Source organism: Serratia sp. Z4 (genome assembly GCF_009900725.1).
GTDB classification, from domain to species: Bacteria; Pseudomonadota; Gammaproteobacteria; order Enterobacterales; family Enterobacteriaceae; genus Serratia; species Serratia nematodiphila.
In genome coordinates, this window is record NZ_JAAABD010000003.1 from 135,563 (window position 1) to 162,115 (window position 26,553).

The following is a 26,553-nucleotide window of genomic DNA, read 5'->3' on the forward strand; positions in this document are numbered from 1 at the left end:
CGGAATCATTTTTGTTTCATGTGAGGACTTATGGGTAAGTTAGCGTTAGCCGCCAAGATTACACATGTGCCATCGATGTATCTGTCGGAAATCCCTGGGAAAAACTTTGGCTGCCGGCAGGCGGCCATCGACGGCCATAAAGAGATCGGCGCGCGTTGCCGCGAGATGGGCGTCGACACCATCGTGGTGTTCGACACCCACTGGCTGGTGAACAGCGCCTATCACATCAACTGCAGCGCGCATTTCTCCGGCGTGTACACCAGCAACGAGCTGCCGCATTTCATCCGCGACATGACTTACGACTACGACGGCAACCCGGCGCTGGGCCAGCTGATCGCCGATGAAGCCTGCAAGCGGGGCGTACGCGCCAAGGCGCACGACATCCCGAGCCTGAAGCTGGAATACGGCACGCTGGTGCCGATGCGTTACATGAATGCCGACAAGCATTTCAAGGTGGTGTCGATCTCGGCGTTTTGCACCGTGCATGACTTCGCCGACAGCCGCCGGCTGGGCGAGGCGCTCAAAAGCGCCATAGAAAAATACGACGGCACCGTGGCGGTGCTGGCCAGCGGCTCGCTGTCACACCGCTTTATCGACGATCAGCGCGCCGAAGAGGGCATGAACAGCTATACCCGTCAGTTCGACCAGCAAATGGACGAACGGGTGGTCAAGCTCTGGGAAGAGGGGCGCTTTCGCGAGTTCTGCGAAATGCTGCCGGAGTATGCCGATTATTGCTACGGCGAAGGCAACATGCACGACACCGTGATGCTGCTGGGCCTGCTCGGCTGGGACAAGTACGACGGCAAGGTGGAGTTCATCACCCCGCTGTTCGCCAGTTCCGGCACCGGGCAGGTCAACGCCGTGTTCCCTTTGCCCGCTGAAGCCTGAGGTGTGTGAATGCCCCATTTTTACGCTGAATGTACCGACAATATCCGCCGCGAGGCGGATTTGCCCACCCTGTTCGCCAAGGTCAACGAGGCGCTGGCGGCGACCGGCATCTTCCCGCTGGCCGGCGTGCGCAGCCGGGCCATCTGGCTCGATACCTGGCAGATGGCCGACGGCAAGCAGGATTACGCCTTCGTGCACATGACGTTGAAGATCGGCCACGGCCGCAGTCTGGAAAGCCGTCAGCAGGTGGGCGAGATGCTGTTTGCGCTGATCAAGGAACACTTCGCCGCGCTGATGGCGCAGCGTTACCTGGCGCTCTCTTTCACCATGGAAGAGCTGGATCCGGTGCTGAATTACAAACAGAACAATGTCCACGCGCTGTTCAACAAGGCGTGAATAAGGGGGCGTAAATGCTGGATAAAGAGCAGGTTAACCGCGCCGTGCAGCGTCTGCATCAGGCGGAAAAGAGCCGTGAGCAGATCCGCGCGCTGTCGCTCGATCATCCCGAGATCACCATTGAAGACGCCTATGCCATTCAGCGGCAGTGGGTGGATCTGAAGATCGCCGAGGGGCGCACGCTCAAAGGCCACAAGATCGGCCTGACCTCGCGCGCCATGCAGGTGAGCTCGCAGATCACCGAGCCGGATTACGGCGCGCTGCTGGACGACATGTTCTTCAACGACGGCAGCGACATTCCGATCGATCGCTTTATCGTGCCGCGGGTGGAAGTGGAGCTGGCGTTCGTGCTGGCCAAGCCGCTGCGCGGGCCGAACTGCACGCTGTTCGACGTCTACAACGCCACCGACTACGTCATTCCGGCGCTGGAGATCATCGATGCGCGCAGCCACAACGTCGATCCCGAGACGCAGCGGCCGCGCAAGGTGTTCGACACCATCTCCGACAACGCCGCCAACGCCGGGGTGGTGATGGGCGGGCGGCCGATCAAGCCGGATGCGCTGGATCTGCGTTGGATCTCTGCGCTGCTGTACCGCAACGGCGTGATTGAAGAGTCCGGCGTGGCGGCGGCGGTGCTCAACCACCCGGCCAACGGCGTGGCCTGGCTGGCCAACAAGCTGGCGCCGTATGAGGTGGAGCTGGAAGCGGGGCAGGTGATCCTCGGCGGTTCCTTCACCCGGCCGGTGCCGGCGCGGCGCGGCGATACTTTCCACGTCGATTATGGCCCGATGGGCTGCATCAGCTGCCGCTTCGTCTAATAAGCAGGCTCGGCGAACCGGGCCGCAATAACCGGGCGGGGGCCAAGCGCCGCGCCCGCTTGTCAGGGAGAATACGATGTTAACCAACCACTTCAAGCGAGCGCTGCAGGAAAAACGCCCGCAGATCGGGCTGTGGCTCGGGCTGTGCAGCAGCTACAGCGCCGAGCTGCTGGCCGGCGCCGGTTTCGACTGGCTGTTGATCGACGGCGAACATGCGCCCAACAACGTGCAGACGGTGCTGGGGCAGCTGCAGGCGGTCGCCCCTTACCCCAGCCAGCCGGTGGTGCGGCCGCCGTGGAACGACGCGGTGATCATCAAGCAACTGCTGGATGTCGGCGCGCAAACCTTGCTTATCCCGATGATTCAGAATGCCGAACAGGCGCGCGACGCGGTGCGCGCCACGCGTTATCCGCCGCACGGCGTGCGCGGCGTCGGCAGCGCCCTGGCGCGCGCTTCGCGCTGGAACCGGGTGCCCGATTACCTGCAGCAGGCCGACGAGCAGATGTGCGTGCTGGTGCAGATTGAAACCCGCGAGGCGGTGAAAAATCTGGAGGCGATCCTGCAGGTGGAAGGGGTGGACGGCGTGTTCATCGGCCCGGCGGATCTCAGCGCCGACATGGGCTTCGCCGGCAATCCGCAGCATCCGGAGGTGCAGCGCACCATCGACGACGCCATCGCGCGCATCCGCGCCGCCGGCAAGGCGCCGGGCATTTTGATGGCCAACAAGGCGCTGGCGCAGCGCTATCTGGAAGCCGGCGCGCTGTTCGTCGCGGTAGGGGTGGATACCACCCTGCTGGCGCGGGCGGCGGAAGCCCTGGCGGACGAGTTCAAACAGGGCGGGGCGCAAGCGCCTTCATCGGGAGTCTACTGAACCATGAACCACGTCGATTCGCTGCCGCCGGCCAACCCGGCGCAGCAACATAAAGCGTTAACCGCCGCCGAGCAATCGGTGATTAAAAAGTTGTTTCGGCGCCTGATTATTTTCCTGTTCGTGTTGTTTGTTTTCTCTTTCCTCGACCGCATCAACATCGGCTTCGCCGGGCTGACGATGGGCAAAGATCTCGGCCTCAGCTCGACCATGTTCGGGCTGGCGGCGACGCTGTTCTACGCCACCTACGTGATCTTCGGCATTCCGAGCAACATGATGCTGAGCCGGGTCGGCGCGCGGCGCTGGATCGCCACCATCATGGTGCTGTGGGGCATCGCCTCCACCTGCACCATGTTCGCCACCGGGCCGACCAGCCTGTATGTGCTGCGCATGATCGTCGGCATCACCGAGGCCGGCTTCCTGCCGGGCATTCTGGTGTACCTCACCTACTGGTTCCCGGCGTTCTACCGCGCCCGCGCCAACGCCTTGTTCATGATCGCCATGCCGGTGACCATGGCGATCGGCTCGCTGGTCTCCGGCTATATTCTGGCGCTGGACGGGGTGATGAACCTGAAGGGCTGGCAGTGGCTGTTCCTGCTGGAAGGCATTCCGTCGGTGCTGCTGGGCGTGGTGGTGTGGTTCTACCTCGACGACACGCCGGCCAAGGCCAAGTGGCTGACCGACGAGGAAAAAGCCAGCCTGAAGGCGATGATGGAGGCCGATAAGCTGCAGCTGGTGCAGCCCAACGGGCCGAGCAGCCACCGCGCGCTGCAGCAGCGCAGCCTGTGGCGCGAGATTTTCACGCCGATTGTGTTGATGTATACGCTGGCCTATTTCTGCCTGACCAACACCCTGAGCGCGATCAATATCTGGACGCCGCAGATCCTGCAGAGCTTCAACCAGGGCAGCAGCAACGTGACGATCGGCATTCTGGCGGCGATCCCGCAGATCTGCACCATCGCCGGCATGGTGTGGTGGAGCAAACGATCCGACCGGCTGCAGGAGCGCAAGCATCACACCGCGCTGCCGTACCTGTTCGCCGCCGCCGGCTGGCTATTGGCTTCTGCCACCGATCACAGCCTGATCCAACTGCTGGGGATCGTGATGGCGTCGGTCGGTTCCTTTACCGCCATGGCGATCTTCTGGACCACGCCTGATCAGTCGATCAGCCTGGAAGCGCGAGCGGTGGGGATCGCCGTGATCAACGCCACCGGCAACATCGGATCGGCGCTCAGCCCGCTGCTGATCGGCTGGTTCAAGGATCTGACCGGCAGCTTCAACTCCGGGCTGTATTTCGTCTCGGCGCTGTTGATCGTCGGCGCCGTGCTGGTGTGGCGCATCCCGATGAAGGATTCGCGCCCGAGAGCGACGCCTTGATACGCAGACAGGCAGGATTGCAGGAGGTAATGAGGTGCGGAAAAGTACCGGTTTTATCGCCAACATCGATATTTGCAAAGAGTATGACGCGCGCTACGCCGCCGACGAGGTGCACTACGAAACCTTCGCCGGGCTGGCGGCATTCTTTGGCCGCGACATGCAGGTGCACTGGCACGACTGCTTCTTCCAGGTGCATTTTCTGGAGACCGGCAAGATAGAGCTGCAGCTCGACGATCAGCACTATTCGGTGCAGGCGCCGCTGTTCATCCTCACGCCGCCGTCGGTGCCGCATGCGTTCTTCACCGAACCGGACAGCGACGGCCACGTGCTGACGGTGCGTCAAGAGTTGATTTGGCCGCTGCTGGAGCGCCTGTACCCCGGCAGCAACCTGGCGCTCGACATGCCGGGCATCTGCCTGTCGCTGGCCGACGCGCCGCAGGAGCTGACGGCGCTCAGCCACTATTGGGCGCTGATCCGCCGCGAGTTCGCGCAGAACCTGGCCGGGCGCGAACAGACGCTGGCGCTGCTGGCGCAGGCGGTGTTCACGTTGCTGTTGCGCAATACCGCGCTGGAAGACAGCGCCAACAGCGGCGTGCGTGGCGAACTGCAGCTGTTCCAGCGCTTCAACAAGATGGTGGACGAGCGTTTTCGCGAGCACCTGCCGGTGCCGGAGTATGCGCAGGCGTTGGGGGTGACCGAATCGCGGCTCAACGACCTGTGTCGGCGCTTCGCCAACCGGCCGCCCAAGCGGCTGATCTTCGATCGGCTACTGCGCGAGGCCAAGCGCATGCTGCTGTTCAGCGCCTGCACGGTGCATGAAACCGCCTACAGCCTCGGCTTCAAGGATCCTGCCTATTTCGCCCGTTTTTTCAATCGGCTGGAAGGCTGTTCCCCCTCGACCTACCGCGCGGCGCAACACGCCCTTTCGTAACCGCGATCACAGTTTGCCGCGAAAGCGGCAAACTGACCTGAAAAGTACCGGCGATTGCCGCAAAAGTCTCTTCTCGAAACCGGCTTTGGCAGCTTCAATTAAGCAACCAAAAGAAAACATTATTTTAACAAATGGCCGACTCCACGGCCTGAAAAATGCCGATGACGAGGAAGACCCGATGAAACCAGAAGACTTTCGTGCCGACAGCAAACGCCCGTTCACCGGCGCCGAATACCTGAAAAGTTTGCAGGACAGCCGCGAAATTTACATTTACGGCGAGCGCGTAAAAGACGTCACCACCCACCCGGCGTTCCGCAATGCGGCGGCCTCGGTCGGCCAGCTGTACGACGCGCTGCACGATCCAGCCAGCCAGGATCGCCTGTGCTGGAATACCGACACCGGCAACGGCGGTTACACCCACAAGTTCTTCCGCTATGCCCGCAGCCCGGAGGAGATGCGCCAGCAGCGTGACGCCATCGCCGACTGGTCGCGCCAAAGCTACGGCTGGATGGGGCGCACGCCGGATTATAAGGCGGCCTTCGGCTGCGCGCTGGGCGCTTATCCGGAGTTCTACGGCCAGTTCGCCGACAACGCGCGCCACTGGTACAAACGCATTCAGGAAACCGGGCTCTATTTCAACCACGCTATCGTCAACCCGCCGATCGATCGTCATAAGCCGGTCAACGAGGTGAAGGACGTCTACATTCAGGTGGAGAAAGAAACCGACGCCGGCATCATCGTCAGCGGCGCCAAAGTGGTGGCTACCAACTCGGCGTTGACCCACTACAACTTCATCGGCTTCGGTTCGGCGCAGGTGATGGGCGATAATCCGGACTTCGCGCTGATGTTCGTGGCGCCGATGGACGCCGAAGGGGTGAAGCTGATTTCGCGCGCCTCCTACGAGCTGGTGGCCGGCGCCACCGGTTCGCCGTTCGACTACCCGCTGACCAGCCGCTTCGACGAGAACGACGCGATCCTGATCATGGATCATGTGCTGATCCCGTGGGAAAACGTGCTGATTTACCGCGATTTCGACCGCTGTCGCCGCTGGAGCACCCAGGGCGGTTTCGCCCGGCTGTTCCCGCTGCAGGCCTGCGTGCGCCTGGCGGTGAAGATGGACTTCATCACCGCGCTGCTGCAAAAGAGCCTCTCGTGTACCGGCGTGCTGGAGTTCCGCGGCGTGCAGGCCGATCTGGGCGAAGTGGTGGCCTGGCGCAACCTGTTCTGGTCGCTGAGCGACGCGATGTGCGCCGAAGCCACGCAATGGGAAAACGGTGCCTACCTGCCGGATTCCGCCGCGCTGCAGACCTACCGCGTGATGGCGCCGATGGCCTACACCAAGGTGAAACACATCATCGAGAAGAACGTCACCAGCGGCCTGATCTACCTGCCGTCCAGCGTACGCGACATGAACAACCCGGAGATCGACAAGTACCTGGCGCGCTACGTGCGCGGATCGGACGGCATGGATCACGTCGAACGCATCAAGATCCTCAAGCTGATGTGGGATGCGATCGGCAGCGAATTCGGCGGCCGTCACGAGCTGTATGAGATCAACTACGCCGGCAGCCAGGATGAGATCCGCCTGCAGTGCCTGCGCCACGCGCAGGGATCCGGCAACATGGATCGCATGATGCAGATGGTCGACAAGTGCCTGGCCGATTACGATCAGCACGGCTGGAAGGTGCCGCACCTGCGGAACAATGACGATATTAATCAGTTGGATAATCTGCTGAAGTAATTCAGGAGGAGGTTGTATGTCTCAGGAAAATGAACAGCGGCTGCGCTTTCGCGACGCGATGGCCAGCCTGTCGGCGGCGGTGAATATCGTCACCACCGACGGCCCGGCGGGGCGCTGTGGCATCACCGCCACGGCGGTGTGCTCGGTAACCGATACGCCGCCGACGCTGCTGGTGTGCATCAACCGCAACAGCGCGATGAACCCGGTATTTCAGGAAAACCGCAGGCTGTGCGTCAACGTGCTCAACCACGAACAGGAACTGATGGCGCGCCACTTCGCCGGCATGACCGGCGTCAGCATGGAAGATCGTTTCAGGCTGGAAGAGTGGCAGCTTGGCGCGTTGGGGCAGCCTGTATTGCGCAATACCCTGGCCAGCCTGGAAGGGGAGATCGAGCAGATCCAGAGCATCGGCACCCACCAGATGTACCTGGTGCAGATCAAGCAGATCGCGCTGAGTGAAGCCGGCAACGGCCTGATCTACTTCAAGCGCAACTTCCATTCGGTGATCCACCAGATGGCGGTGCCGGCCTGAGGCGTGGGGGCGCAGTTGGCTGCGCCCCTCATCTCAACTCTTGTTGGCCGCCAGATCGCTCACCAGGCGGTTGACCGGATCGCTCATGTTGGTGAACTTGCTCAGCTCCGAACGGGTCACCACCACGAACACCCCAACGTTTTTCGCCGGGATCATCGCCATGTAGGTAATGAATCCGCCGCCGCCGCCGGTCTTCTGAATGATGCCCGGCAGCCCGTCCTTCGGCGCCATATACACCCAGCCCAATCCCAATGCATCCGCTTGTCCCGGCACGTCCATGCCCTTCAGCGACACCAGATCGTGGCGCTGGAAGTACATGGTTTGCTCGCTGGCGGCGGTGGCTTTGCGCGGGCCGCTGGCGCTGGAAGAGAGGAACTGCTGCATCCAGCGCTGCATGTCGCGCGGGGTGGAGTAGACGCCGCCGCTGCCGGCCGCGGCGGTGGTGTCACGACAGGCGCTCGGGCCGGCCGCCGCCACCATCAGGCGCGAGCACTGTTCGGGGCTCGGCGTCAACGTGGTGTCGACCATGCCGAGCGGCGCGGTGATTTTCTCTTTCAGCAGCGCGCTGTAAGGCTTGCCCGCGGCGCGCGAGAGCGCGTCGGCCAGCAGATCGTACGCCAGGTTGGAATACGCGGCGCGCACGCCCGGCGGCACCGTGACGTTGGCATGCGCCAGCCATTGCCAGCGCTGAGCCTTGGTCGGCCAGGTGAATACCGGCGTTTTCGGCGGCTTTTTGCCCGGCTGCTCGCGCGGCAACGCGCTGGTGTGGGTCGCCAGGTTTAATAACGTGATCGGCTGGCCGGCGTTGTAAGACGGCACATAGGCGCCCTTGGGAGCGTACTTGCGCAGCGGGTCGGTCAGCTTGACCTGGCCTGCCGCCGCCATTTTCACCATCACTTCGCTGGTCATCAGCTTGGTGATCGAGGCGATGCGGATCAGCGAATCCGGGCGCGGGCGCAGGTTGTTGCCGGGCTTGGTGTCGCCGAAGCTGCGGTTAACCACCTGATTGCCGTCGATCACCACCAGCGCCATGCCGGTGGCGCCGCTGTTGTAGAAAATATGTTCGGCATACTGGTCGACGATTTGCGAAGCCAGCTGCGGGGGCGCGGCCTGCACGGCCAGCGGCGCGGCGCACAGGCCCAGCGCCAGCAATAAAGCGGAGACAGAGTTCTTCAACGGTCGTTATCCATTTAACAATGCAGCGGGAAAGGGCGTAATCCATCGCCCAGTGTAATGCGCCCGCCCCCCCGCTGCATGTAGAAAAAAGAGCGGTGGCGATAAAATTTTTTAACCGCCGGCGGCTTACTGCGCGCGGGCGAAAATGGCGATCACTTCGTCCAGGTGCGCCTTCATCGCCTTGCGGGCGCCGCGCACATCGCGCGCTTCGATCGCCGCCAGGATCGCCCGGTGTTCCAGCTCGGAGCGGTGCGGCATGTCGTCCGGCGTATAGTGGCGCTGCAGCACGCGGAACATGCTGCCGTAGCGGTGGCCGAGCAGATGACCGATGATGAACGCGTAAGCCGGGTTGCCGCTGGCCTGGGCGATGCGGATGTGGAACAGCCGATCGCCGGGGTGGGTGGCGGAGCCGGCGCGGTTATCGCGGCAGTTCTGCTCATAGGCGGCGCGGATGCCCGCCAGCTCCTCGTCGGTGGCGTGGCGCGCGGCCAGCGCGGCGGTCTCCGGTTCAATCAGCAGGCGGGTTTGCAGCAGTGAAAACGGCGGCAGCTCGGCGTTGAAATCCAGCTCGATATTCAGTTCGTCGTCGATCTCCGCCCACTGGTTGCGGCCGGCCTGGGCCATCACCGACTCCTGCGACGCCGCCGGTGGCGTTTGCGAACGGACGATCACCCCGTTGCCCACTTTGACGTCCACCAGGCCGATCACTTCCAATGCGATCAGCGCCTCGCGCACCGACGCGCGGCTGACCTGCAATTGCTGGGCGAGATCGCGCTCCGAGGGCAGGCGGCTGCCAGGCGGAAATTCGTTATTCTCGATAAGACGTTTGAGCTGGTCGGCTATCTGTCTGTAAATCCTTGGGTTTTCCAGTCGGGTAATCGGCATTTTTGACCTTTGACGATTCGGCGTTCAGTGATTTGGCGCACAATTATGCGACAAGGCGCTTGAGTAATCGTTATTCAAGTGTAAAAAAATGGTTAATTGAAATGTGGTTTCAAGGCTGTTTTATTAACTTCTTCCCCCAACGATAACGCGTAAAGCGTCTTTTGTCATGTTAGAGGCCTGACCTTTAATCGCCCTTAGTGGCCTGACCATTAGACCTTTAGGCCGAGGAGTCAAGATGGATTTAACCGGGAAACGCGTACTGATCACCGCCGCCGGGCAAGGGATCGGTTTTACCACCGCCAGGCTGTTCGCCGCCGCCGGTGCCGAGGTGATCGCCAGCGACATCAACCTCGAGCGCCTGCAGGGCTGCGCCGGGATCCGCGCGCTGACGTTGAACGTCACCGATCCGGCCGCCATCGCGGCGGCGGCGGAGGCGATCGGCCCGATCGATGTGCTGTTCAACTGCGCAGGCGTGGTGCACAGCGGATCGATCCTCGATTGCAGCGAAGATCAGTGGGCGTTCGCGCTCGATCTCAACGTGACCGCGATGTTCCGCATGATCCGCGCTTTCCTGCCGGGCATGTTGGCGCGCGGCAAAGGCTCGATCATCAACATGTCCTCGGTGGCTTCGAGCGTGAAAGGGGTGCCGAACCGCTTCGCCTACGGCGCCAGCAAAGCGGCGGTGATCGGCCTGACGCGCTCGGTGGCGGCGGATTACGTCACCCAGGGCATCCGCTGCAACGCCATTTGCCCCGGCACGGTGGAATCGCCGTCGCTGCGCCAGCGCATCAATGAGCAGGCGCGCGAACAGGGGCGCAGCGAGCAAGAGGTGTATCAGGCGTTCGTCGCCCGTCAGCCGATCGGGCGCATCGGCACCACCGAGGAGATCGCCCAGTTGGCGCTGTATCTGGCCTCCGACGCCAGTTCGTACACCACCGGCACGGTGCAGATCATCGACGGCGGCTGGAGCAACTGAGCCGCCATTTTTGAGAGAGGAACGCATGAAACTTTTACGTTACGGGGAACCCGGGCAAGAGCGCCCCGGGATGTTGGATGCGCAAGGTCGCCTGCGCGATCTGTCGCAGCATATCGCCGACGTGGGCGGCGCCACGTTATTGCCGGCATCGCTCGCCAAACTGCGCGCGCTGGACAGCGCCGCGCTGCCGCTGGTCGAGGGGCAGCCGCGCCTCGGCGCCTGTGTCGGCGGCATCGGCAAGTTCATCTGCATCGGCCTGAACTACGCCGATCACGCGGCGGAAACCGGCGCGGCCATTCCTGAAGAACCGGTGGTGTTCAACAAATGGACCAGCGCGGTGGTCGGCCCCTACGACCGGGTGGAGATCCCGCGCGGCTCGCAGAAAACCGACTGGGAAGTGGAGCTGGGCGTGGTGATCGGCCTGGGCGGGCGCTACATCAGCGAAACGGACGCGATGAGCCACGTCGCCGGTTATTGCGTGATCAACGACGTCTCAGAACGCGAATATCAAATTGAGCGCGGCGGCACCTGGGACAAGGGCAAAGGCTGCGACACCTTCGGGCCGATCGGGCCCTGGCTGGTGACCGCCGACGAGATCGCCGATCCGCACAGCCTGAACCTGTGGCTGGAGGTGGACGGCAAGCGCTATCAGGACGGCAACACCAGCACCATGATCTTCCGCATTCCGCAGATCGTCAGCTACCTCAGCCGCTTTATGAGCCTGCAGCCGGGCGACGTGATCTCCACCGGCACGCCGCCGGGCGTCGGCATGGGGCAGAAACCGCAGCCCATCTACCTGCGGGCGGGCCAGACGATGCGTCTGGGCATCGAAGGGCTGGGCGAACAGCGCCAGCAAACCGTACAGGCTTAACCGGGAGCGCCGCCATGACCACCATTACCGCACTGCGGGTTGAAGACATTCGTTTCCCCACGTCGCTGGGGCTGGACGGATCCGACGCCATGAATCCGGATCCCGACTATTCCGCCGCCTACGTGATCCTGGAGACCGATCGCGCGGATCTCAGCGGCCACGGGCTGACGTTCACCATCGGCCGCGGCAACGAGATCTGCTGCGCGGCGATCCGCGCGCTGGAGCATCAGATCGTCGGCGAGCGGCTGGAGGATATCGCCGCTGACATGGGCGCCTTCTGGCGGCGCTTCACCAGCGACAGCCAGCTGCGCTGGATCGGGCCGGACAAAGGCGCTATTCACCTGGCGACCGGCGCGGTGGTCAACGCGGTGTGGGATCTGTGGGCCAAATCGGTCGGCAAACCGGTGTGGCGGCTGGTGGCGGAGATGACGCCGGAGGAGCTGGTGCGCTGCATCGACTTCCGTTACATCACCGACTGCATCACGCCGCAGGAAGCGCTGGCGCTGCTCAAGCAGCGGGCCGAGGGCAAAGAACGCCGCCTGGAACGACTGCTGCAGGAAGGGTATCCCTGCTACACCACTTCGGCAGGGTGGTTGGGTTATCCGGACGACAAGCTGCGCCGCCTGTGCCAGGAGGCGGTCGACGCCGGTTTCTCCTACCTGAAGCTGAAGGTTGGGCGCGATCTGGAAGACGACATTCGCCGGGTGCGCATCGCGCGTGAGGTGATCGGCCCGGATCGCCGGCTGATGATCGACGCCAACCAGGTGTGGGAAGTCGATGAAGCCATTCCGTGGGTGAAGCATCTGGCGTTCGCCAAGCCCTGGTTTATCGAAGAGCCGACCAGCCCGGACGACGTGGAAGGGCATCGCCGCATCCGCGAAGGGGTGGCGCCGGTCAAGGTGGCTACCGGCGAGATGTGCCAGAACCGTATCATGTTCAAGCAGTTCATCATGCGCGGCGCGGTGGACGTGGTGCAGATCGACGCCTGTCGCCTCGGCGGCGTCAACGAAGTGCTGGCGGTGATGCTGATGGCGGCCAAATACCAGCTGCCGGTCTGCCCGCACGCCGGCGGCGTCGGGCTGTGCGAATACGTGCAGCACCTGTCGATGATCGACTACCTGTGCATCGCCGGCACCCACGAGGGCCGGGTGATCGAGTACGTCGATCATTTGCATGAGCACTTTGTCGATCCCTGCGTGATCAAGGGCGCGGCCTACATGCCGCCGAGCCGTCCCGGTTACTCGATCGAGATGCATCCGGCGTCGATCGAGCAGTATCGGTTCCGCGGGTGAAGCGGGGGGATCGCATGCCGCGCATCGACGCTCACCAGCACTACTGGCGCTACCACCCGCAGCATTACCCGTGGATCGACGAGCGGATGCGCGTGCTGCGGCAGGATTTCGATCCGCCCCGGCTGCGGCCGCTGTTGCAGGAACACGGTTTCGACAGCGCGCTGGCGGTGCAGGCGCGCCCCAGCGAGGAAGAGACGCTGGCCTTGCTGGCGCTGGCTGAGCAGAGCGAGGGCGTATGCGGCGTGGTGGGGTGGCTGGATATCGCTTCGCCACAGCTGGCGCAGCGTCTGGAAACTTTGCGGCCTTATCGCGCGCTGCGCGGGGTGCGCCATCAGGTGCAGGACGAAGCGGATCCGGCGGCCTGGTTGGCGCGGCCGGAGGTGGAACGCGGCATGCAAACGCTGCAGCGCGCCGGGTATGTGTACGAGATCCTGGTGACGCACCGGGATCTGGCGGCCGCGGCGGCGTTCGCCGCCCGCCATGACGAGCACTGGCTGGTGCTGGATCACCTCGGCAAGCCGGACATCGCCCGCGGCGCGCGGCACTGGGCGCAGCAAATCCGGCCGCTGGCGGCGCTGCCGCACGTGGCCTGCAAGCTCTCGGGGCTGATCACCGAGGCGCCGGGCGGCCGGTGGCGGGCGGAGGAGCTGCTGCCGTTCTTCGACGCCGCGCTGGAGGCGTTCGGCCCGCAGCGGCTGATGTTCGGCTCCGACTGGCCGGTGTGCCTGCTGGCCGGCGACTACCGCCAGGTGGTGCAACTGTGCGAACAGGCGCTGTCGACGCTGGGGGCCGCCGAGCAGGCGGCGATTTGGGGCGGCACCGCCTGGCGAATTTACGGTTTAACGGAGTCTGGTTATGGATCTGTATCTGCAAGATAAGGTGGTGTTGGTTACCGGCGGCGGTTCCGGCATTGGCGCGGCGATTTCTCATGTGCTGGCCGAGGAAGGGGCGATCCCGGTGCTGGTCACTAACGCCGCGCCGGAGGCGGCGCTGCTGGCCGATTTGCAGCGGCTGCAGCCGCGCACCGAGGTGATCCTCACCGAATTGTGCGACGAGGCGGCCTGCCGCCGGGCGGTCAGCCATACGCTGGCGACCTTCGGCCGCATCGACGGGCTGGTGAATAACGCCGGGGTCAATGACGGCGTCGGGCTGGAGGCGGGGCGCGAGGCGTTCGTCGGCTCGCTGGAAAAGAACCTGGTGCACTACTACCTGATGGCGCACCTGTGCCAGGCGGCGCTGCGGGAGAGCCGGGGCGCCATCGTCAACATCGCCTCCAAGACCGCGCTCAGCGGCCAGGGGGGCACCAGCGGTTACACCGCCGCCAAGGGCGCGGTGCTGGCGCTGACGCGCGAATGGGCGGTATCGCTGCGCCATGAGGGGGTGCGGGTGAACGCGGTGGTGCCGGCGGAGGTGATCACCCCGCAGTACCAGCGCTGGCTCAACACCTTCGCCGAGCCGCAGCGGCAGATGGATAAAATCACCGCGCGCATCCCGCTCGGGCAGCGCATGACCACGCCGCAGGAGATAGCCGACACCGTGGCGTTTCTGCTGTCGTCGCGGTCATCGCACACCACCGGGCAATGGCTGTCGGTGGACGGCGGCTACCTGCATCTCGATCGGGCGCTGACGTGAGCGGCGCGGCGGCAGGGCGGCGCCGTTTCTGCCAGGCGCTCGATCTGATTGACTCACCGGCGCTGATTGCGGAGTACCAGCAGCATCATCAGCGCATTTGGCCGGGCATCGCCGCGCATTTGCGCGAGCACGGCATTCTGGACATGGAAATTTACCGGTTGGGCACCCGGCTGTTCATGATCGTGGAGGTCAGCGCCGATTTCGACGCCGCGCGCTTTGACGCCGCCAGCCTGAACAACCCCGAAGTACAGCGATGGGAAGCGCTGATGTGGCACTACCAGGCCGCCACCCCCTGGACGCCGCAGGGCGAAAAATGGGTGGAAATGGCGCGGATTTTCTCTCTGCAACAGCAATAACGCCAACATCATCATCGCCAGACGATACGAGGGTATCACCATGCTTGCTGAAAAAAGTGCGGCCTCCGCGCAGCCGGGCGTCCCCGTGACCGCCAATCTGCGCTGGGCCTTTATCCTGGTCACCAGCCTGTTCTTCATGTGGGGGCTGTCCTACGGCCTGCTGGACGTATTAAACAAACATTTTCAGGAGACGTTGCACGTCACCAAGGCGCAGTCGGGGCTGCTGCAGGCGGCCTACTTCGGCGCCTATTTCCTGGTGGCGCTGCCCGCCGGGTACTTTATGGATCGCAAGGGTTATAAGGCGGGCATTCTGGTCGGGCTGTGCCTGTACGCGCTGGGGGCGCTGCTGTTCGTGCCGGCGGCGTCGGCCAACAGCTTCGGCGTGTTCCTGTTTGCGTTGTTCGTTATCGCCAGCGGCCTGGGCTGCCTGGAAACGGCGGCCAACCCTTACGCCACAGTGCTGGGCGACGCGCAGGGCGCCGAACGGCGGCTCAACCTGGCGCAGTCGTTCAACGGCCTCGGGCAGTTTATCGGCCCGCTGATCGGCGGCACGCTGTTCTTCTCCGCCAGCCAGTCCGCCGGCGACGGCGATCAGAGCGCGGTGAAGATGACCTATGTGGCGATCGCCGCGCTGGTGTTGCTGATCGCGCTGTTGTTCAGCCGCACCCGGCTGCCGGCGATCCGCGAAGAGGAAAAACCGGTGCACGGCGTGATAGCGCAGGGATTGTGGCAGCATCAGCATTTCGTCGGCGGGGTTATCACACAGTTCTTCTACGTGGCGGCGCAGGTGGGCGTGGGGGCGTTCTTCATCAACTACGCCACCGAGCACTGGCGCGAGGTGTCTAACCAGAACGCCTCTTACCTGCTGTCGATCGCCATGATCTGCTTTATGGTCGGGCGCTTCTTCAGCACCTGGCTGATGGGGCGAGTCAAACCGGCGACGCTGCTGGCGGCCTATGCGCTGATCAACATCGCGCTGTGCGGCGTGGTGATGCTGAGCGTCGACGGCGTATCGGTGGTGGCGCTGATCGCGGTGTTCTTCTTTATGTCGATCATGTTCCCGACCATTTTCGCCCTGGGGGTGAAAAATCTGGGCAAGCACACCAAGCGCGCCAGCTCCTTTATGATCATGGCGATCGTCGGCGGCGCCATCATGCCTTACTTTATGGGGGCGCTGGCCGACCGTTACAGCACCGCGCTCTCTTATCTGCTACCGCTGCTGTGCTTCGCGGTGGTGCTGGTTTACGGCCTGCGGCAGCGCCGCGCCTGATTCACCCCGGCGGCGAATCGGCCTTCGCCGCCGCTTTTGGCATCTGCCGCCGGGTTCCCATCAGGATGGCCAACGCCAGCAGCAGCACCAGGCCGGACAGCGCGCCGTTTATCGTCAGGCCGCCGGCATCCACCACCAGCCCGCCCACCAGTGAACCGCAGGAAATCGCCAGGTTAAACAGCGCGATATACAGCGAAGAGGCGACCTCGGCCGCATCGGGCGCCGCCTTGAGCATCCACGCCATCAGCGCAACGGAAACGCCACCGTAGGCGATGCCCCACAGCAGCAGGAAGGCGCCGCCGCTCAGCGGCGCGTGGCCCAGCAGCGGCAGCAGCAGGACGGCGAGCGCCAGCCCGAGGGCGATCAGCGCCAGGGTGCGGCGCAGCCGTTTGGCGGCGGCCTGGCCGGCGATGAAATTCCCGACGAGGCCGGCGACGCCGTAGGCGAACAGCAGCGGCCCCACCCAGCGGCTCTCGATACCGGAGACCGTCTGCAGCAGCGGACGGACAAAGGTGTAAGCCATAAAGTGACCGGCGACCAGCAAAAACGTCAGCAGCAGCCCGGTCAGCAGCCGGCGATTCGCGCGCTGCGCGGTGAACGACCTCCAGCTTATCGCCTGCGTGACCGGCAGCGGCGGCAGCACGCACACCAGCAGCAGCAGGGTCAGCGCCGCCAGAACGGCGACCGCCAGAAACGCCAGGCGCCAGCCCAGCGCTTCGCCGAGGAATACCCCGAGCGGCACGCCGAACACCGAGGCCGCCGCTACGCCGCCGAAGATGACGGACAGCGCCAATCCGACTGAGGCCGGCGGCACCAGGCGTTCCGCCAGCCCGCCGGCGATGGCCCAGATACCGCCGATGCAAAAACCCAGCAGGATGCGCGCGGCGAACAGCAGGGCCAGGGAGGTGGCGGCGGCGGCCAGCAGGTTAGCGGCGATCAGCAGCAGCAGAAAGCCCGCCAACAGGCCGCGGCGGTCCGTGCGCCGGGCGCCCAGCACCACCAGCGGGGCGAACAGCGCGGCGAACAGAGCCGGCAGGGAAATCAGCAGCCCGGCGCGGCCGATCGTCGCGTTCAGTGTATTGACGATCGGGCTCAGCAGCCCGACGGGCAGCATTTCTGCGGTGACGACGGTAAAGGTGGACAGGCCGACCGTGAAGGTGGCCAGCCACGCTTTTGCGCCGCCGTCGGCGTGTAAGGCACTCATAATGACTCTCCCAACAGATGAAGAACTTCAGTGTATCCGCGCCAAAATGGCTGATAAACTGGCCTGAATGCGCAACATTGGGGACAAATCGTGGCTAATTTACCGTCTATGCCGTTGGATAACCTGACCGACCTGCTGGTATTCATTCGCGTCGCCGACGCCTGCAGCTTCACGCTGGCGGCCGAGAGGCTGGGCATCTCCCGTTCGGCGGCGGGCAAATGCGTGACCCGATTGGAGGCGCGATTGGCGACCCGGCTGCTGCAGCGCACCACGCGCAGCGTCAGCCTGACCGAAGACGGCGCGGTGTTTTACGAGTATGCGCAGCGTATCCTGTCGCAGGCCGAAGAGGCGGAAACGGCACTCAATACGCGGCGGCAAACCCCGCGCGGGCGGCTGCGGCTGGATGTGCCGGTCTCGTTGGGGCGGTTGCATATTCTGCCGATTCTGCGGGAATTTTTGGCGCAGTGGCCGGAGGTGGACGCCGACGTCAGCTTCTCCGACGATTACAGCGATTTGGTGCGCGACGGCATCGACGTGGCGATCCGCGTCGGCGGCAGCGACGACAGCCGACTGGTGCGGCGGGTGCTCGCGCCGCACCGCCTGATCACCTGCGCGGCGCCAGACTATCTGGCGCGGCACGGTACGCCTGCGAAACCGGAAGCGTTGGGCGATCATGAGACGCTGGTCTTCAGCCATCAGGGGTTGCCGGCGCCGTGGCGCTATCGGGTTAACGGTCAACTGCACGAACAGCCGGTGCGCGGCCGGATGCGTTTCAACAACGTCGAGGCATTGCGTGATGCGGCCGTCGCCGGGGCCGGTCTGTGTCAGGTAGGAGCGTTTCTGGTCGGCGAGCAGATTGCGGCCGGCACGCTGGTGCCGGTGCTGGAGCGCTATTGTCGCCCGGGGCCGCCGATCTGCGCCGTCTATCCCAGCCGGCGCCACCTCTCCCCCAAGGTGAAACTGTTTCTGGCGGCGATCGAACGGCGCTGGCAGGGCAAGGCGATTTGGGAAAGCGCCTAGCGCGAGCGGTTCATGCCGCTTGCACGGCCAGCGTTCGCCGCATTAAGCGATAGCCGCCGGCCGCCACCAGCAGTACGACCAGGCCGGCCGTGAGCGTGACGCCAAAGCCGGCCTTGATCCCCACCGCATCGATCGCCAGCCCCGCCAAGGCGGCGCCGAGCGCCACGCCAACCCCCAGGCCGGTCACCATCCAGGTCAATCCTTCCGTCAAGCGTGAAGGCGGCACGAGGCGTTCAACTAACCCCATGGCGACGATCATGGTCGGCGCGAAAAACAGTCCGGCGACAAACATCGCCGCCGCCAGCGTTAAGACATTGTGCACCCACAGCAGCGGCAGCGTGGTGAGTGCGGTGGCGAAGGCGGCGTATAAGAACTGCCGAGGCAATGGGGACGGCAGCTTTATTGCGCCGAAAATCAGCCCGGCGAGGCAGGAGCCGCCTGCGTAAACCGACAGCACGATGCTGGCGGCGGCCGGCTGCCCCTGCTGCTCGGCGAAGGCCACGCTGATGACGTCCACGGTGCCGACGATGGTGCCCAGCGCGATCAGCGCCAGCACCAGGATCTGCATCGACGGCATGGCCAGGATGGCGCGCTGCCGCTGGTTATTGCGGGGATAAACCGGGGGCTGAGTGCTTTTTTGCCAGGCGAATGCCGAAACGCCCGCCACCAGAAGCAGCGCGGCCGCCAGAGGGCCGGCCTCAGGGAAGAGCGCAACGCTGAGCCCCACGGCGATCGGCGGGCCGACGATAAAGGCCACTTCGTCCAACACCGACTCGAATGAAAACGCCGTGTGCAGCTGCGGCGTGCCGCGATAAATTTCGCTCCAGCGGGCTCTGACCATTGCGGAGATGCTGGGCATGCCGCCCGCGAGTGCGGCGAAGACGAACAGCGTCCAGTCCGGCGCCCGATAGTGGGTGCAGATCAGCAGCAGCAACAGGGCGAGTGCGCTGACCCCGGTGGCGTAGGGCAGCACGCGACTTTGGCCGTAGCGGTCCGCCGCGCGTGCGATTTGCGGCGCGAGCAGCGCCATGGAAAAGGCGAATGTCGCTGCCACCGCACCCGCCAGCCAATAGGAGCCGCGTACCTGCGAAAGCATGGTGATGATGCCGATACCGGTCATTGAGATCGGCAGGCGTGCGATCAACCCGGCAGAGGAAAACGCCTTGCTGCCCGGTGCGCTGAACAGTGTGAAATAAGGATTTGCCATGAATAGGGTTCCTGAATGTTGGCGGCTCGGTATTCGCGCAATGCCCATCATTGACATACGCCACGTATGTTACGTTAATTGACATACATGGCGTATGTCAATTATAACGTCATCAATGGCAAGACGGGAGTGAATCCATGGCACGTAAAGCGCGCACAGAAATGATTGAAGAAACCCGGCGTAAGCTGGTGGCGGCCGCCCGTCAGCAGTTCGGCGGCGTGGGGTATGCCGAGACGGTGATGGATGAGCTTACTGCGCAAGCCGGTATGACGCGCGGTGCGCTCTATCACCATTTTGGCGACAAGAAGGGATTGTTTTTGGCCGTCGTGCAGGAAATCGACGCCGAAATGGATGCGCGCCTGGCCGACATTACCGCGAGCACGCCGGATGACTGGGAGGCCTTCGCGGGGCGTTGCCGCGGTTATCTGATCATGATGACGGAGCCGCAATCGCAGCGCATTCTGTTGCGTGATTCGCCCTCGGTGCTGGGAGCCGACTATCTGCAGGCCAGCAAGCTGGGTTGCATCACCTGGATGACGGGGGCCTTACAGGCGTTGATGGCGCAGCGGCGTATCGCTACCGCCGAACCGGAAGCGCTGGCGCATTTAATCAATGGCGGCCTGATGGATGCTGCGCTGTGGGTCGCCCATCAGCCGGAAAAAGACGTGGCGCTGGAGCAGGCCTTGGCCAGTTTGAACCTGTTGTTGAACGGGCTGCGCTCCACCTCTGCTTAAGTTTTACTGGCGGCCGCCGCGCCGTTTCGGCGGCGGCTTAAGGGTGAATGACGACGGGCTGGACGTTTTGCGCCAGCTGGATATTGTTGCGGCCGCTGTGTTTCGCCAGATAGAGCGCGGCGTCGGCTGCGCCTATCGCCGATTCGATGTCCAGTTTTTCCAGCGCGGAGATGCCGGCGCTAAGCGTCAGCGTGCCGCTGTGCTGCGGGCTGGCGCCGTGCGGGATGTTCAGTTCCGCCACGCGTTGGCGCACCCGCTCGGCCAGCTGCGCCGCGTAGCCTTCGTGCACGTTGGTCAGCAGCACCAAAAACTCTTCCCCGCCGTAACGCACCACGATATCGCGCGAACGCACCGCATCGCGGATGGCGACCGCCACCTGCACCAAAGCCCGATCGCCCATGGCGTGGCCGTAGCTGTCGTTGTAGACCTTGAAGTGGTCGATATCCAGCAATAGCACGTAATGGTGGCCGGTTTGCGGTTCCAGCAGCATAGTGATCTTATTCTCCAGACCACGTCGGTTATAAAGGCCGGTCAGGGGATCGAGCATGCTCAAATTATTGAATTTGTCCCGCTCGTTATACAGGTTGGCCACCAGCGCGTGGGTAAAGATTTCACTGCGTTTCAACATCAGGTGATGAATGGAGAAAGCGATAATAGGTAATAGCGTGGTGAATAATATCCGCAGGGTATTATGCATGCCGTCTAGAGCCAGGATCATCATTGCGGAAGGTACGGCGTGTAAACAAAAGGCGGTAAAGTTATCCGTCAGAGAAATAGCGCTGATAAAAAAGATGCTAAACAAACTAATTAATAAAAAATCTTGGTTATTCGGTAGGCAATATTGACTTTTAACGTAAATATGTGCGGCCCAGAGCAGGCCGAGTACGCTGGCGAACAGGTTGAGTTTGCACAAATATTTACGTGGCGTTTGCAGGGAAAATAGCGCCGCTACCAGACAAAATAGCGGTATACATAATAAAGGTAGGGTAAATGCGGGCGTATCCCTAAAAGGGAACAATAATGTAAATACGGAAGAGGCGGCATTCATTACCAAAAAAAGAAATAATGCCAGGCGCTGCTTGCTGTTCAGTAATTCCTGATAAGAACGGGCGTTCATACGGAGGTCACTCTTTGCAAAGTCGTTCTGTCGAATAATTAAGGTTGAGAAGCATTCCTTTGGCGCGAATATCCACTTGAATTGCATGGTTGAGGATTGTGATTATTATCATGCAAACAGGACTAGGAATTTTCTTATGTCAAATTATCATTTTTTCCTGCTGGTGTCATCTGAGTTTGGTCAGCGCAGTGAAAATGATGCAGCGGCCAAAAAAGTGTTATATGATATTGGTTATCATTATCACTTAAGGAGGGGTGTCATGCTCACTGCCATGATTGCCGCGTGCGGGCTGTGGGGCGTCAGTTGGTGCCTCGGGGATCGCCTGGCCAGCGCCTGGGGCGTTTTGCTACCTTGTGCGTTGATGCCGCTGCTGGCCTTGATCAACCTGGATATGCTGCAGTTGCGCACCCTGATCGTGATAGCGATGTTGGCCACGCTGGTGATGCTGTTCAACAGCCGGCTGCGCCACTATCTGCTGTTGCCTTCCTGCATGGCGCTGGCGGGCGGCCTGGCGGCAGTCAGCCTCAACTTCAGCTTTGGGTGAAACGCCAGAAACGGCAAAACCACGCTTAAGCGTGTTTATCATCAATGCGTTGGGATTTTTTCGAAGGAACTACTGGAGAGATCATCAATTGGTGCGAAGAGAGGGACTTGAACCCTCACGTCCGTAAGGACACTAACACCTGAAGCTAGCGCGTCTACCAATTCCGCCACCTTCGCACAGTCGATGTTGTTGCTTTGATTTATATTACGTCGCCAGCTTGGTGCGAAGAGAGGGACTTGAACCCTCACGTCCGTAAGAACACTAACACCTGAAGCTAGCGCGTCTACCAATTCCGCCACCTTCGCATCGATGCTGAGTGCAATATAAATCATGTGGTTATTTGGTGCGAAGAGAGGGACTTGAACCCTCACGTCCGTAAGGACACTAACACCTGAAGCTAGCGCGTCTACCAATTCCGCCACCTTCGCGTACCAGAAACATTACCGGAGTAACGTTACCACGGAGGCGAATTCTAGAGATTTTGGCGGGCACGTCAACAGTTATTTCCCCGCTTTGCGGGCGTTTGCTGGAAAAACAGCCATATCGCCGCTTTTCTGCTGGTCAAACAGCCAAATCAGCCAATCAATCAACACCCTGACCCGCGGCGCGAGGAAACGGCCGGGCGGATACATGATGTAAATCGGCATTGGCGGAGGCGGCGTGTCCGCCAACACCTCCACCAGCTCTCCCTGTTTCAGCCAGGGCGCCAGCGAATAGCGCGCCGCCTGAATCAAGCCCATGCCGGCGCGTGCGCCGGCGATGTAGGCGTCGGCGCCGCTGACGCTGAGCCGGGCGGGTAGCTCGCGCAGTTCCAGCTTGCCGCCGCGGCAGAATTCCAGCGGGTAATCGCGGTTGCTGGCCAGTGAAAAATACCCCACCGCGCGATGCGGCTCCAGGCTATCGATGTCAAGCGGCGTGCCGTGGGCCTGCAGATAAGCGGGGGAGGCGCAGGTGACCTGCGGCAGCTGGGCGATGCGCCGCGCCGCCAGGCCGTCGTCTTCGGTTTCCCAGGCGCGCAGCACGCAGTCCACGCCTTCGCGCAACAGATCGACGTGAGTGTCGTTGGCGCCCAGCGCCAGCGTGATGTCGGGATACCGCCGATAAAAGTCGTCCAGCGCCGGAATCACCACCTCGCGCGCCAGCGAATGGGGCATATCGATGCGCACCTTGCCGGACGGCTGCAGCTTATGCTGGCTGAACAGCGTGTCCGCCTCCTCCAGCGCGCCCAGCAACTGTACGCAGCGTTGATAGTAGAGACTGCCTTCGCTGGTCACCTGCACCTGGCGGGTGGTGCGGATCAGCAGGCGCACGCCCAGCCGCTGTTCCAGCCGTTTCAGCGCGTTGCTGACCGTGGCGCGCGGCAGCTGCAGGCGTTCGGCCGCCCGGCTGAAGCTACCCAGTTCGACGATGCGGGTAAAAATGCGCATGGCTTGAACCTGATCCATGTCCACTCCGGATTGTTGGTGATTTTTGAACAGTGATGTGCAATCTGCATTATTTATCTTTGTCGCGTAAACAACCAGACTTTGCTGCGTTATCCATTCACCGCATGAGGGCAGCACAATGCAACAACGTAAACTCGGTTCCAACGGTCCCGTCGTCTCCGCCCTGGGGTTGGGATGCATGGGCATGAGCGACTTCTATTCCACCGGCGCCGATCGGCAGGAAGCCATCGCCACGCTGCACCGGGCGCTGGAGCTGGGCGTCACGCTGCTCGACACCGCCGACATGTACGGGCCGCACACCAACGAAGAACTGGTGGGGGAGGCGATCAGGGGCAAGCGGCAACAGGTGTTCCTGGCCACCAAGTTCGGCATCCTGCGCGATCCGGCGGATCCTTCGGCGCGCGGCGTCAGCAGCCGGCCCGAGTATATCCGGCGCTCCGTCGAGGGCAGCCTGCGGCGCTTGGGCGTGGAGGAGATCGATCTCTATTATCGGCACCATCCCCTCTTCCTGTAATGTCCGAAGTTGTCCAGTAATACACTAATTAACAATGAATTATATGGTGTTATTGTTCGTGATTGTCCGATGCCATCCGGTGGAATCCGGTATCGGGTGTGTGTAGAATTACGTGTACCTTAGTTCGATCTTGAATTCCTATACACATGCGACTTAATAACTTACAAATCCGGAATGCTAAACCCACCCCTAAACCTTACACGTTGAGCGATGGATTGGGCTTATCCCTTTTGGTTGAGCCCAACGGCAGTAAAAGCTGGCGCTTTCGTTACCGTTTTGCCGGTAAGCCCAAAATGATTTCACTTGGTGTTTATCCTGCTGTTTCGTTGGCAGATGCCCGGACAAAACGCGATGAAGCCAGAAGGCAGGTTGCCGAGGGGCAGAATCCCAGCGCACTCCGTAAAGAGAAAAAGCTGGCGCAGTTATACGGGGATGCGAACACCTTCGAAGCGATCGCGAAAGAATGGCACCGGTCAAAATTGCCAACATGGTCGGCGGGTTATGCTGCGGAGGTCATGCGTGCCTTCTGCCTCGATATTTTTCCCTCTCTGGGGCAACGTTCTATATCGACGATAAAGCCACTTGAACTGCTTACTGTGCTGCGCAAGATTGAAGCGCGTGGAGCGCTGGATAAAATGCGCAAAATCAGGCAGCGCTGCGGTGAAGTTTTTCGCTATGCCATCGCGACAGGGCGTGCTGAATACAATCCGGCCGCCGATCTTTCCAGTGTGTTACCTGGACCCAATACCACCCATTATCCTTTCTTGACTGTCGATGAACTCCCCGATTTCTTGACGGCCCTTGAAGGGTACTCTGGCAGCTTGTTAGGGAAGTTGGCGGCGAAGCTACTGATGTTAACCGGAGTCAGGGGCGTCGAGCTGCGCATGGCGCAGTGGCAGGAGATTGATCTGGATAATGCGCTTTGGGAGATCCCATCGGCGCGTATGAAGATGCGACGAGCTCATTTTGTGCCGTTGTCGACGCAGGCGGTGGCCATCCTGAACGAGCTAAAAGCCTATACCGGCCATTATCGCTTCGTTTTCCCTGGACGGGCGGACGTGAATAAGTCGATGAGCGATGCGTGTATCAACCAGCTCCTCAAACGTATTGGCTATCATGGTCGTCTCACCGGCCACGGCTTCAGGCACATGATGTCCACCATTTTACATGAGCAGGACTTCAATACCGCCTGGATAGAGATGCAGCTCGCCCACGTGGACAAGAACGCCATTCGCGGCACTTACAACCATGCGCAGTACCTTGAGAAACGCCGTGAGATGCTGCAGTGGTACGCCGATTTTATCACGGGCCTGGCCCAGCGGGCTCACCGCCAATAAATCGTTAAACCCCCCTGGCGCGCAATGCTACCCCCGCCTCGCCTGCGCGCTTTCTGTGTCGCTTTTCATGCACCCGCATGAGAGACCGCAGGCCGCGCCAGTACTGGCTCGGATGGGGATGAAATGTGCATTTTCTTGCATGCAAAATCATGCACCCTATGCATGCACGCGCAATTTGTGGCTGGCTAGCCAGGAAAAAGGCTGTTTTGGGCGAGGCGGAAGGGGAATGCCCCGCGATGCTGTCGAGAGCGGCGGGGCGGAGTGTGATTAGTGCAGGGTAGGATTGCTGTTGTAACGGCGATAGCGGTTCAACGTCCGTTTCTCCGGCGGTGGCAAGGCGTTCTCATCGACCGGTTGCGCTTGTATCGGCTGGCACAGAATTTTATCGACGCTTTCCACCGTCTTGAATGTGCAAGAACAGGTCAGGCTCTGACATTGGTAATACGCCTCCTTTGTCCGCTCCGTGATATAGCGGCTGGTACGGGTATAGGACGCATGGGTGCACAGCGGGCAACGCATCATGATTGGGCTCCTTTTTCTTGCAGCCGACGGCGTTTTTCCGCCAGTTCTCTTGCCCCTCGCATCTGGCGCATTGGGCATCTTTGTCGCTCCTGCAATACGCCGGTTTGTTCCGGTATCGTCAGACCAATCTCATTCAGCACCGGGTGGTCGATATTTTTCGTAGCCATGGTAGCGCGAATGCGGCCTTGTAGCGTGCCCAGTACCTGTAGCTCAATCATTTTCATCGGATTGTCCGCATAGACGCCGTAAGCCCGTGAAGCCAGTGCGCACGCCTTGATAACGTCAGGGCTGATAAGCGCCTTGCTCATTGCATCCACTGCCTGATGCATCGCATGAGCCGCAAAGGTCGTGAGGGCGTCTTTGTGTGCGGCCACCACCTTCGGGGCCGTGCCGCCGCAGCGGAGGTGAAGCTGCATTTTGTCCAGCTCCATCTCCTCAATCAGGCCGTCGAACTCCTTCGCCAGCCCCCGCTTGGAAATCCGGCTGTGGTGCTGCGCTTGCAGTTCCGGCGTCATTTCTCCGCGCAGTTTGCGGAACAGGGTGCGCCACTGGCTTTCAGTCTCATGGCTCTGCACTTCGGTGTCTTTCTTCTGTTGGTGGCAGCGGGCAATGCCGGTTACGACATCGGTCAACGCCTGGTAGTTTTTGTCGTGGGCGGCGCGAGCGTCGCGCAGGGCTTGCAGTTTATCGGTGATGGATTTCGGTAAAGCGGTGGTGCTCATGGTCGTGTCTCCGGTATCAGTCAATGTGAAGCTATTCTGCTGACCGCCGTACAACATCGCCATTCATCCCGGTTGGACTGTCCCCAGGACAACAGCCTTGAGTACTGATGAGAAAACCATCAAGCCATTTTTAGTTTTACCTAAAACTATTCACTACTGTTCACCAAAATAAAAAATA

General features: G+C 61.9%; 27 protein-coding genes, 3 tRNA genes and 1 pseudogene. 20 read left to right on the forward strand and 11 right to left on the reverse strand.

Going from position 1 to position 26,553, the window contains the following annotated elements:
• Positions 1-30 precede the first annotated feature (30 nt).
• The 8 genes from hpaD to hpaC all read left to right on the forward strand — a co-directional run bounded on the left by hpaD (position 31) and on the right by hpaC (position 7,551).
• Positions 31-888, forward strand: coding sequence for a 3,4-dihydroxyphenylacetate 2,3-dioxygenase (hpaD, locus tag GT753_RS14575; RefSeq protein ID WP_015376537.1), 858 nt, complete (start codon positions 31-33; stop codon positions 886-888).
• Positions 889-897: 9 nt separating this feature from the next.
• Positions 898-1,284, forward strand: a complete 387-nt coding sequence (locus GT753_RS14580) for a 5-carboxymethyl-2-hydroxymuconate Delta-isomerase (protein ID WP_004933172.1) — start codon at positions 898-900, stop codon at positions 1,282-1,284.
• A 14-nt stretch (positions 1,285-1,298) separates the two neighbouring features.
• A complete protein-coding gene (gene hpaH, locus GT753_RS14585; protein WP_015376538.1) occupies positions 1,299-2,102 on the forward strand; it encodes a 2-oxo-hept-4-ene-1,7-dioate hydratase in 804 nt (267 codons plus the stop codon).
• Between the two features lie 76 nt (positions 2,103-2,178).
• Positions 2,179-2,973 (forward strand): 4-hydroxy-2-oxoheptanedioate aldolase, encoded by a 795-nt coding sequence (hpaI, locus tag GT753_RS14590; RefSeq protein WP_015376539.1) that lies wholly within the window; start codon positions 2,179-2,181, stop codon positions 2,971-2,973.
• Positions 2,974-2,976: 3 nt separating this feature from the next.
• Positions 2,977-4,347 (forward strand): 4-hydroxyphenylacetate permease, encoded by a 1,371-nt coding sequence (gene hpaX / locus GT753_RS14595; protein WP_046688194.1) that lies wholly within the window; start codon positions 2,977-2,979, stop codon positions 4,345-4,347.
• Positions 4,348-4,381: 34 nt separating this feature from the next.
• On the forward strand, positions 4,382-5,278 hold the full coding sequence (gene hpaA / locus GT753_RS14600; RefSeq protein ID WP_004933161.1) for a 4-hydroxyphenylacetate catabolism regulatory protein HpaA: 897 nt from the start codon (positions 4,382-4,384) through the stop codon (positions 5,276-5,278).
• Positions 5,279-5,456: 178 nt separating this feature from the next.
• The gene (hpaB, locus tag GT753_RS14605; protein WP_004933158.1) at positions 5,457-7,019 is read left to right on the forward strand and encodes a 4-hydroxyphenylacetate 3-monooxygenase, oxygenase component; all 1,563 of its coding nucleotides are present in this window, start codon (positions 5,457-5,459) and stop codon (positions 7,017-7,019) included.
• A gap of 16 nt (positions 7,020-7,035) precedes the next feature.
• Positions 7,036-7,551, forward strand: coding sequence for a 4-hydroxyphenylacetate 3-monooxygenase, reductase component (gene hpaC / locus GT753_RS14610; RefSeq protein ID WP_004933156.1), 516 nt, complete (start codon positions 7,036-7,038; stop codon positions 7,549-7,551).
• 33 nt (positions 7,552-7,584) lie between these two features.
• Here the strand turns inward: hpaC and ampH are convergent, their stop codons facing one another.
• Both ampH and GT753_RS14620 read right to left on the reverse strand, forming a co-directional pair.
• Positions 7,585-8,727 carry a D-alanyl-D-alanine-carboxypeptidase/endopeptidase AmpH gene (ampH, locus tag GT753_RS14615; protein WP_015376541.1) on the reverse strand — a complete coding sequence of 381 codons (1,143 nt, stop codon included), beginning with the start codon at positions 8,725-8,727 and terminating at the stop codon, positions 7,585-7,587.
• Between the two features lie 126 nt (positions 8,728-8,853).
• Positions 8,854-9,612, reverse strand: a complete 759-nt coding sequence (locus GT753_RS14620) for a FadR/GntR family transcriptional regulator (protein WP_004933150.1) — start codon at positions 9,610-9,612, stop codon at positions 8,854-8,856.
• A 235-nt stretch (positions 9,613-9,847) separates the two neighbouring features.
• Between GT753_RS14620 and GT753_RS14625 the strand changes: the two genes are divergently transcribed.
• From GT753_RS14625 to fucP, 7 genes are read left to right on the forward strand one after another with little or no spacing between them, the layout of a single operon-like run.
• Positions 9,848-10,588 carry an SDR family oxidoreductase gene (locus GT753_RS14625; RefSeq protein WP_021505398.1) on the forward strand — a complete coding sequence of 247 codons (741 nt, stop codon included), beginning with the start codon at positions 9,848-9,850 and terminating at the stop codon, positions 10,586-10,588.
• 25 nt (positions 10,589-10,613) lie between these two features.
• Positions 10,614-11,459, forward strand: coding sequence for a fumarylacetoacetate hydrolase family protein (locus GT753_RS14630; protein ID WP_160125724.1), 846 nt, complete (start codon positions 10,614-10,616; stop codon positions 11,457-11,459).
• Between the two features lie 14 nt (positions 11,460-11,473).
• Complete coding sequence (locus tag GT753_RS14635) at positions 11,474-12,751, forward strand: L-fuconate dehydratase (RefSeq protein WP_160125725.1); 1,278 nt, start codon at positions 11,474-11,476, stop codon at positions 12,749-12,751.
• Positions 12,752-12,765: 14 nt separating this feature from the next.
• Positions 12,766-13,629, forward strand: a complete 864-nt coding sequence (locus tag GT753_RS14640) for an amidohydrolase (protein WP_103687299.1) — start codon at positions 12,766-12,768, stop codon at positions 13,627-13,629.
• Positions 13,607-14,383 (forward strand): SDR family oxidoreductase, encoded by a 777-nt coding sequence (locus GT753_RS14645; RefSeq protein ID WP_015376546.1) that lies wholly within the window; start codon positions 13,607-13,609, stop codon positions 14,381-14,383. Before GT753_RS14640 ends, GT753_RS14645 begins: the two co-directional genes overlap by 23 nt.
• Positions 14,380-14,739, forward strand: coding sequence for an L-rhamnose mutarotase (locus GT753_RS14650; protein WP_015376547.1), 360 nt, complete (start codon positions 14,380-14,382; stop codon positions 14,737-14,739). Before GT753_RS14645 ends, GT753_RS14650 begins: the two co-directional genes overlap by 4 nt.
• A gap of 40 nt (positions 14,740-14,779) precedes the next feature.
• On the forward strand, positions 14,780-16,009 hold the full coding sequence (gene fucP, locus GT753_RS14655) for an L-fucose:H+ symporter permease (protein WP_160125726.1): 1,230 nt from the start codon (positions 14,780-14,782) through the stop codon (positions 16,007-16,009).
• 1 nt (position 16,010) lies between these two features.
• Here fucP and GT753_RS14660 read toward each other — a convergent pair whose 3' ends face one another.
• A complete protein-coding gene (locus GT753_RS14660) occupies positions 16,011-17,213 on the reverse strand; it encodes an MFS transporter (protein WP_015376548.1) in 1,203 nt (400 codons plus the stop codon).
• Positions 17,214-17,321: 108 nt separating this feature from the next.
• On the opposite strand from GT753_RS14660, the gene GT753_RS14665 reads away from it, so the two are divergent.
• A complete protein-coding gene (locus GT753_RS14665) occupies positions 17,322-18,233 on the forward strand; it encodes a LysR family transcriptional regulator (RefSeq protein ID WP_075684792.1) in 912 nt (303 codons plus the stop codon).
• A 10-nt stretch (positions 18,234-18,243) separates the two neighbouring features.
• Here GT753_RS14665 and GT753_RS14670 read toward each other — a convergent pair whose 3' ends face one another.
• Complete coding sequence (locus tag GT753_RS14670; protein ID WP_021505391.1) at positions 18,244-19,440, reverse strand: MFS transporter; 1,197 nt, start codon at positions 19,438-19,440, stop codon at positions 18,244-18,246.
• Between the two features lie 137 nt (positions 19,441-19,577).
• Here GT753_RS14670 and GT753_RS14675 point away from each other — a divergent pair, with 137 nt between their 5' ends.
• On the forward strand, positions 19,578-20,174 hold the full coding sequence (locus GT753_RS14675) for a TetR/AcrR family transcriptional regulator (protein ID WP_015376551.1): 597 nt from the start codon (positions 19,578-19,580) through the stop codon (positions 20,172-20,174).
• A gap of 37 nt (positions 20,175-20,211) precedes the next feature.
• On the opposite strand, the gene GT753_RS14680 is transcribed toward GT753_RS14675, so the two are convergent.
• The gene (locus GT753_RS14680; protein ID WP_015376552.1) at positions 20,212-21,291 is read right to left on the reverse strand and encodes a GGDEF domain-containing protein; all 1,080 of its coding nucleotides are present in this window, start codon (positions 21,289-21,291) and stop codon (positions 20,212-20,214) included.
• Positions 21,292-21,550: 259 nt separating this feature from the next.
• Here GT753_RS14680 and GT753_RS14685 point away from each other — a divergent pair, with 259 nt between their 5' ends.
• Entirely contained in the window at positions 21,551-21,835 is a 285-nt protein-coding gene (locus tag GT753_RS14685) for a DUF1435 domain-containing protein (protein ID WP_004933115.1), read from the forward strand.
• A gap of 89 nt (positions 21,836-21,924) precedes the next feature.
• Here the strand turns inward: GT753_RS14685 and GT753_RS14690 are convergent.
• The 4 genes from GT753_RS14690 to GT753_RS14705 form a co-directional block, all read right to left on the reverse strand.
• A tRNA-Leu gene (locus GT753_RS14690) sits at positions 21,925-22,011 on the reverse strand.
• 42 nt (positions 22,012-22,053) lie between these two features.
• A tRNA-Leu gene (locus GT753_RS14695) sits at positions 22,054-22,140 on the reverse strand.
• Between the two features lie 36 nt (positions 22,141-22,176).
• Positions 22,177-22,263: transfer RNA gene (locus tag GT753_RS14700), tRNA-Leu, on the reverse strand.
• 72 nt (positions 22,264-22,335) lie between these two features.
• On the reverse strand, positions 22,336-23,280 hold the full coding sequence (locus tag GT753_RS14705; RefSeq protein WP_015376553.1) for a LysR family transcriptional regulator: 945 nt from the start codon (positions 23,278-23,280) through the stop codon (positions 22,336-22,338).
• Between the two features lie 118 nt (positions 23,281-23,398).
• On the opposite strand from GT753_RS14705, the pseudogene GT753_RS14710 reads away from it, so the two are divergent.
• Both GT753_RS14710 and GT753_RS14715 read left to right on the forward strand, forming a co-directional pair.
• Positions 23,399-23,776, forward strand: a pseudogene (locus GT753_RS14710) (aldo/keto reductase); the annotation flags it as partial.
• Between the two features lie 164 nt (positions 23,777-23,940).
• Positions 23,941-25,131, forward strand: coding sequence for an integrase arm-type DNA-binding domain-containing protein (locus GT753_RS14715; RefSeq protein ID WP_103085921.1), 1,191 nt, complete (start codon positions 23,941-23,943; stop codon positions 25,129-25,131).
• Positions 25,132-25,398: 267 nt separating this feature from the next.
• Here GT753_RS14715 and GT753_RS14720 read toward each other — a convergent pair whose 3' ends face one another.
• Positions 25,399-25,653, reverse strand: a complete 255-nt coding sequence (locus GT753_RS14720; RefSeq protein WP_015376189.1) for an ogr/Delta-like zinc finger family protein — start codon at positions 25,651-25,653, stop codon at positions 25,399-25,401.
• Positions 25,650-26,375: a hypothetical protein gene (locus GT753_RS14725; protein WP_015376190.1), complete on the reverse strand. Its 726-nt coding sequence runs from the start codon at positions 26,373-26,375 to the stop codon at positions 25,650-25,652. The genes GT753_RS14720 and GT753_RS14725 overlap by 4 nt, the downstream gene beginning before the upstream one ends.
• Positions 26,376-26,553: the final 178 nt, after the last annotated feature.

Excerpts from the sequence above, each read along its gene's own strand:
- hpaD (WP_015376537.1), top strand. The coding sequence starts at position 31 with ATGGGTAAGTTAGCGTTAGCCGCCAAGATTACACATGTGCCATCGATG.
- GT753_RS14580 (WP_004933172.1), top strand. The coding sequence starts at position 898 with ATGCCCCATTTTTACGCTGAATGTACCGACAATATCCGCCGCGAGGCG.
- hpaH (WP_015376538.1), top strand. The coding sequence starts at position 1,299 with ATGCTGGATAAAGAGCAGGTTAACCGCGCCGTGCAGCGTCTGCATCAG.
- hpaI (WP_015376539.1), top strand. The coding sequence starts at position 2,179 with ATGTTAACCAACCACTTCAAGCGAGCGCTGCAGGAAAAACGCCCGCAG.
- hpaX (WP_046688194.1), top strand. The coding sequence starts at position 2,977 with ATGAACCACGTCGATTCGCTGCCGCCGGCCAACCCGGCGCAGCAACAT.
- hpaB (WP_004933158.1), top strand. The coding sequence starts at position 5,457 with ATGAAACCAGAAGACTTTCGTGCCGACAGCAAACGCCCGTTCACCGGC.
- hpaC (WP_004933156.1), top strand. The coding sequence starts at position 7,036 with ATGTCTCAGGAAAATGAACAGCGGCTGCGCTTTCGCGACGCGATGGCC.
- GT753_RS14620 (WP_004933150.1), bottom strand. The coding sequence starts at position 9,612 with ATGCCGATTACCCGACTGGAAAACCCAAGGATTTACAGACAGATAGCC.
- GT753_RS14625 (WP_021505398.1), top strand. The coding sequence starts at position 9,848 with ATGGATTTAACCGGGAAACGCGTACTGATCACCGCCGCCGGGCAAGGG.
- GT753_RS14630 (WP_160125724.1), top strand. The coding sequence starts at position 10,614 with ATGAAACTTTTACGTTACGGGGAACCCGGGCAAGAGCGCCCCGGGATG.
- GT753_RS14635 (WP_160125725.1), top strand. The coding sequence starts at position 11,474 with ATGACCACCATTACCGCACTGCGGGTTGAAGACATTCGTTTCCCCACG.
- GT753_RS14640 (WP_103687299.1), top strand. The coding sequence starts at position 12,766 with ATGCCGCGCATCGACGCTCACCAGCACTACTGGCGCTACCACCCGCAG.
- GT753_RS14645 (WP_015376546.1), top strand. The coding sequence starts at position 13,607 with ATGGATCTGTATCTGCAAGATAAGGTGGTGTTGGTTACCGGCGGCGGT.
- fucP (WP_160125726.1), top strand. The coding sequence starts at position 14,780 with ATGCTTGCTGAAAAAAGTGCGGCCTCCGCGCAGCCGGGCGTCCCCGTG.
- GT753_RS14660 (WP_015376548.1), bottom strand. The coding sequence starts at position 17,213 with ATGAGTGCCTTACACGCCGACGGCGGCGCAAAAGCGTGGCTGGCCACC.
- GT753_RS14665 (WP_075684792.1), top strand. The coding sequence starts at position 17,322 with ATGCCGTTGGATAACCTGACCGACCTGCTGGTATTCATTCGCGTCGCC.
- GT753_RS14670 (WP_021505391.1), bottom strand. The coding sequence starts at position 19,440 with ATGGCAAATCCTTATTTCACACTGTTCAGCGCACCGGGCAGCAAGGCG.
- GT753_RS14675 (WP_015376551.1), top strand. The coding sequence starts at position 19,578 with ATGGCACGTAAAGCGCGCACAGAAATGATTGAAGAAACCCGGCGTAAG.
- GT753_RS14680 (WP_015376552.1), bottom strand. The coding sequence starts at position 21,291 with ATGAACGCCCGTTCTTATCAGGAATTACTGAACAGCAAGCAGCGCCTG.
- GT753_RS14685 (WP_004933115.1), top strand. The coding sequence starts at position 21,551 with ATGCTCACTGCCATGATTGCCGCGTGCGGGCTGTGGGGCGTCAGTTGG.
- GT753_RS14705 (WP_015376553.1), bottom strand. The coding sequence starts at position 23,280 with ATGGATCAGGTTCAAGCCATGCGCATTTTTACCCGCATCGTCGAACTG.
- GT753_RS14715 (WP_103085921.1), top strand. The coding sequence starts at position 23,941 with ATGCGACTTAATAACTTACAAATCCGGAATGCTAAACCCACCCCTAAA.
- GT753_RS14720 (WP_015376189.1), bottom strand. The coding sequence starts at position 25,653 with ATGATGCGTTGCCCGCTGTGCACCCATGCGTCCTATACCCGTACCAGC.
- GT753_RS14725 (WP_015376190.1), bottom strand. The coding sequence starts at position 26,375 with ATGAGCACCACCGCTTTACCGAAATCCATCACCGATAAACTGCAAGCC.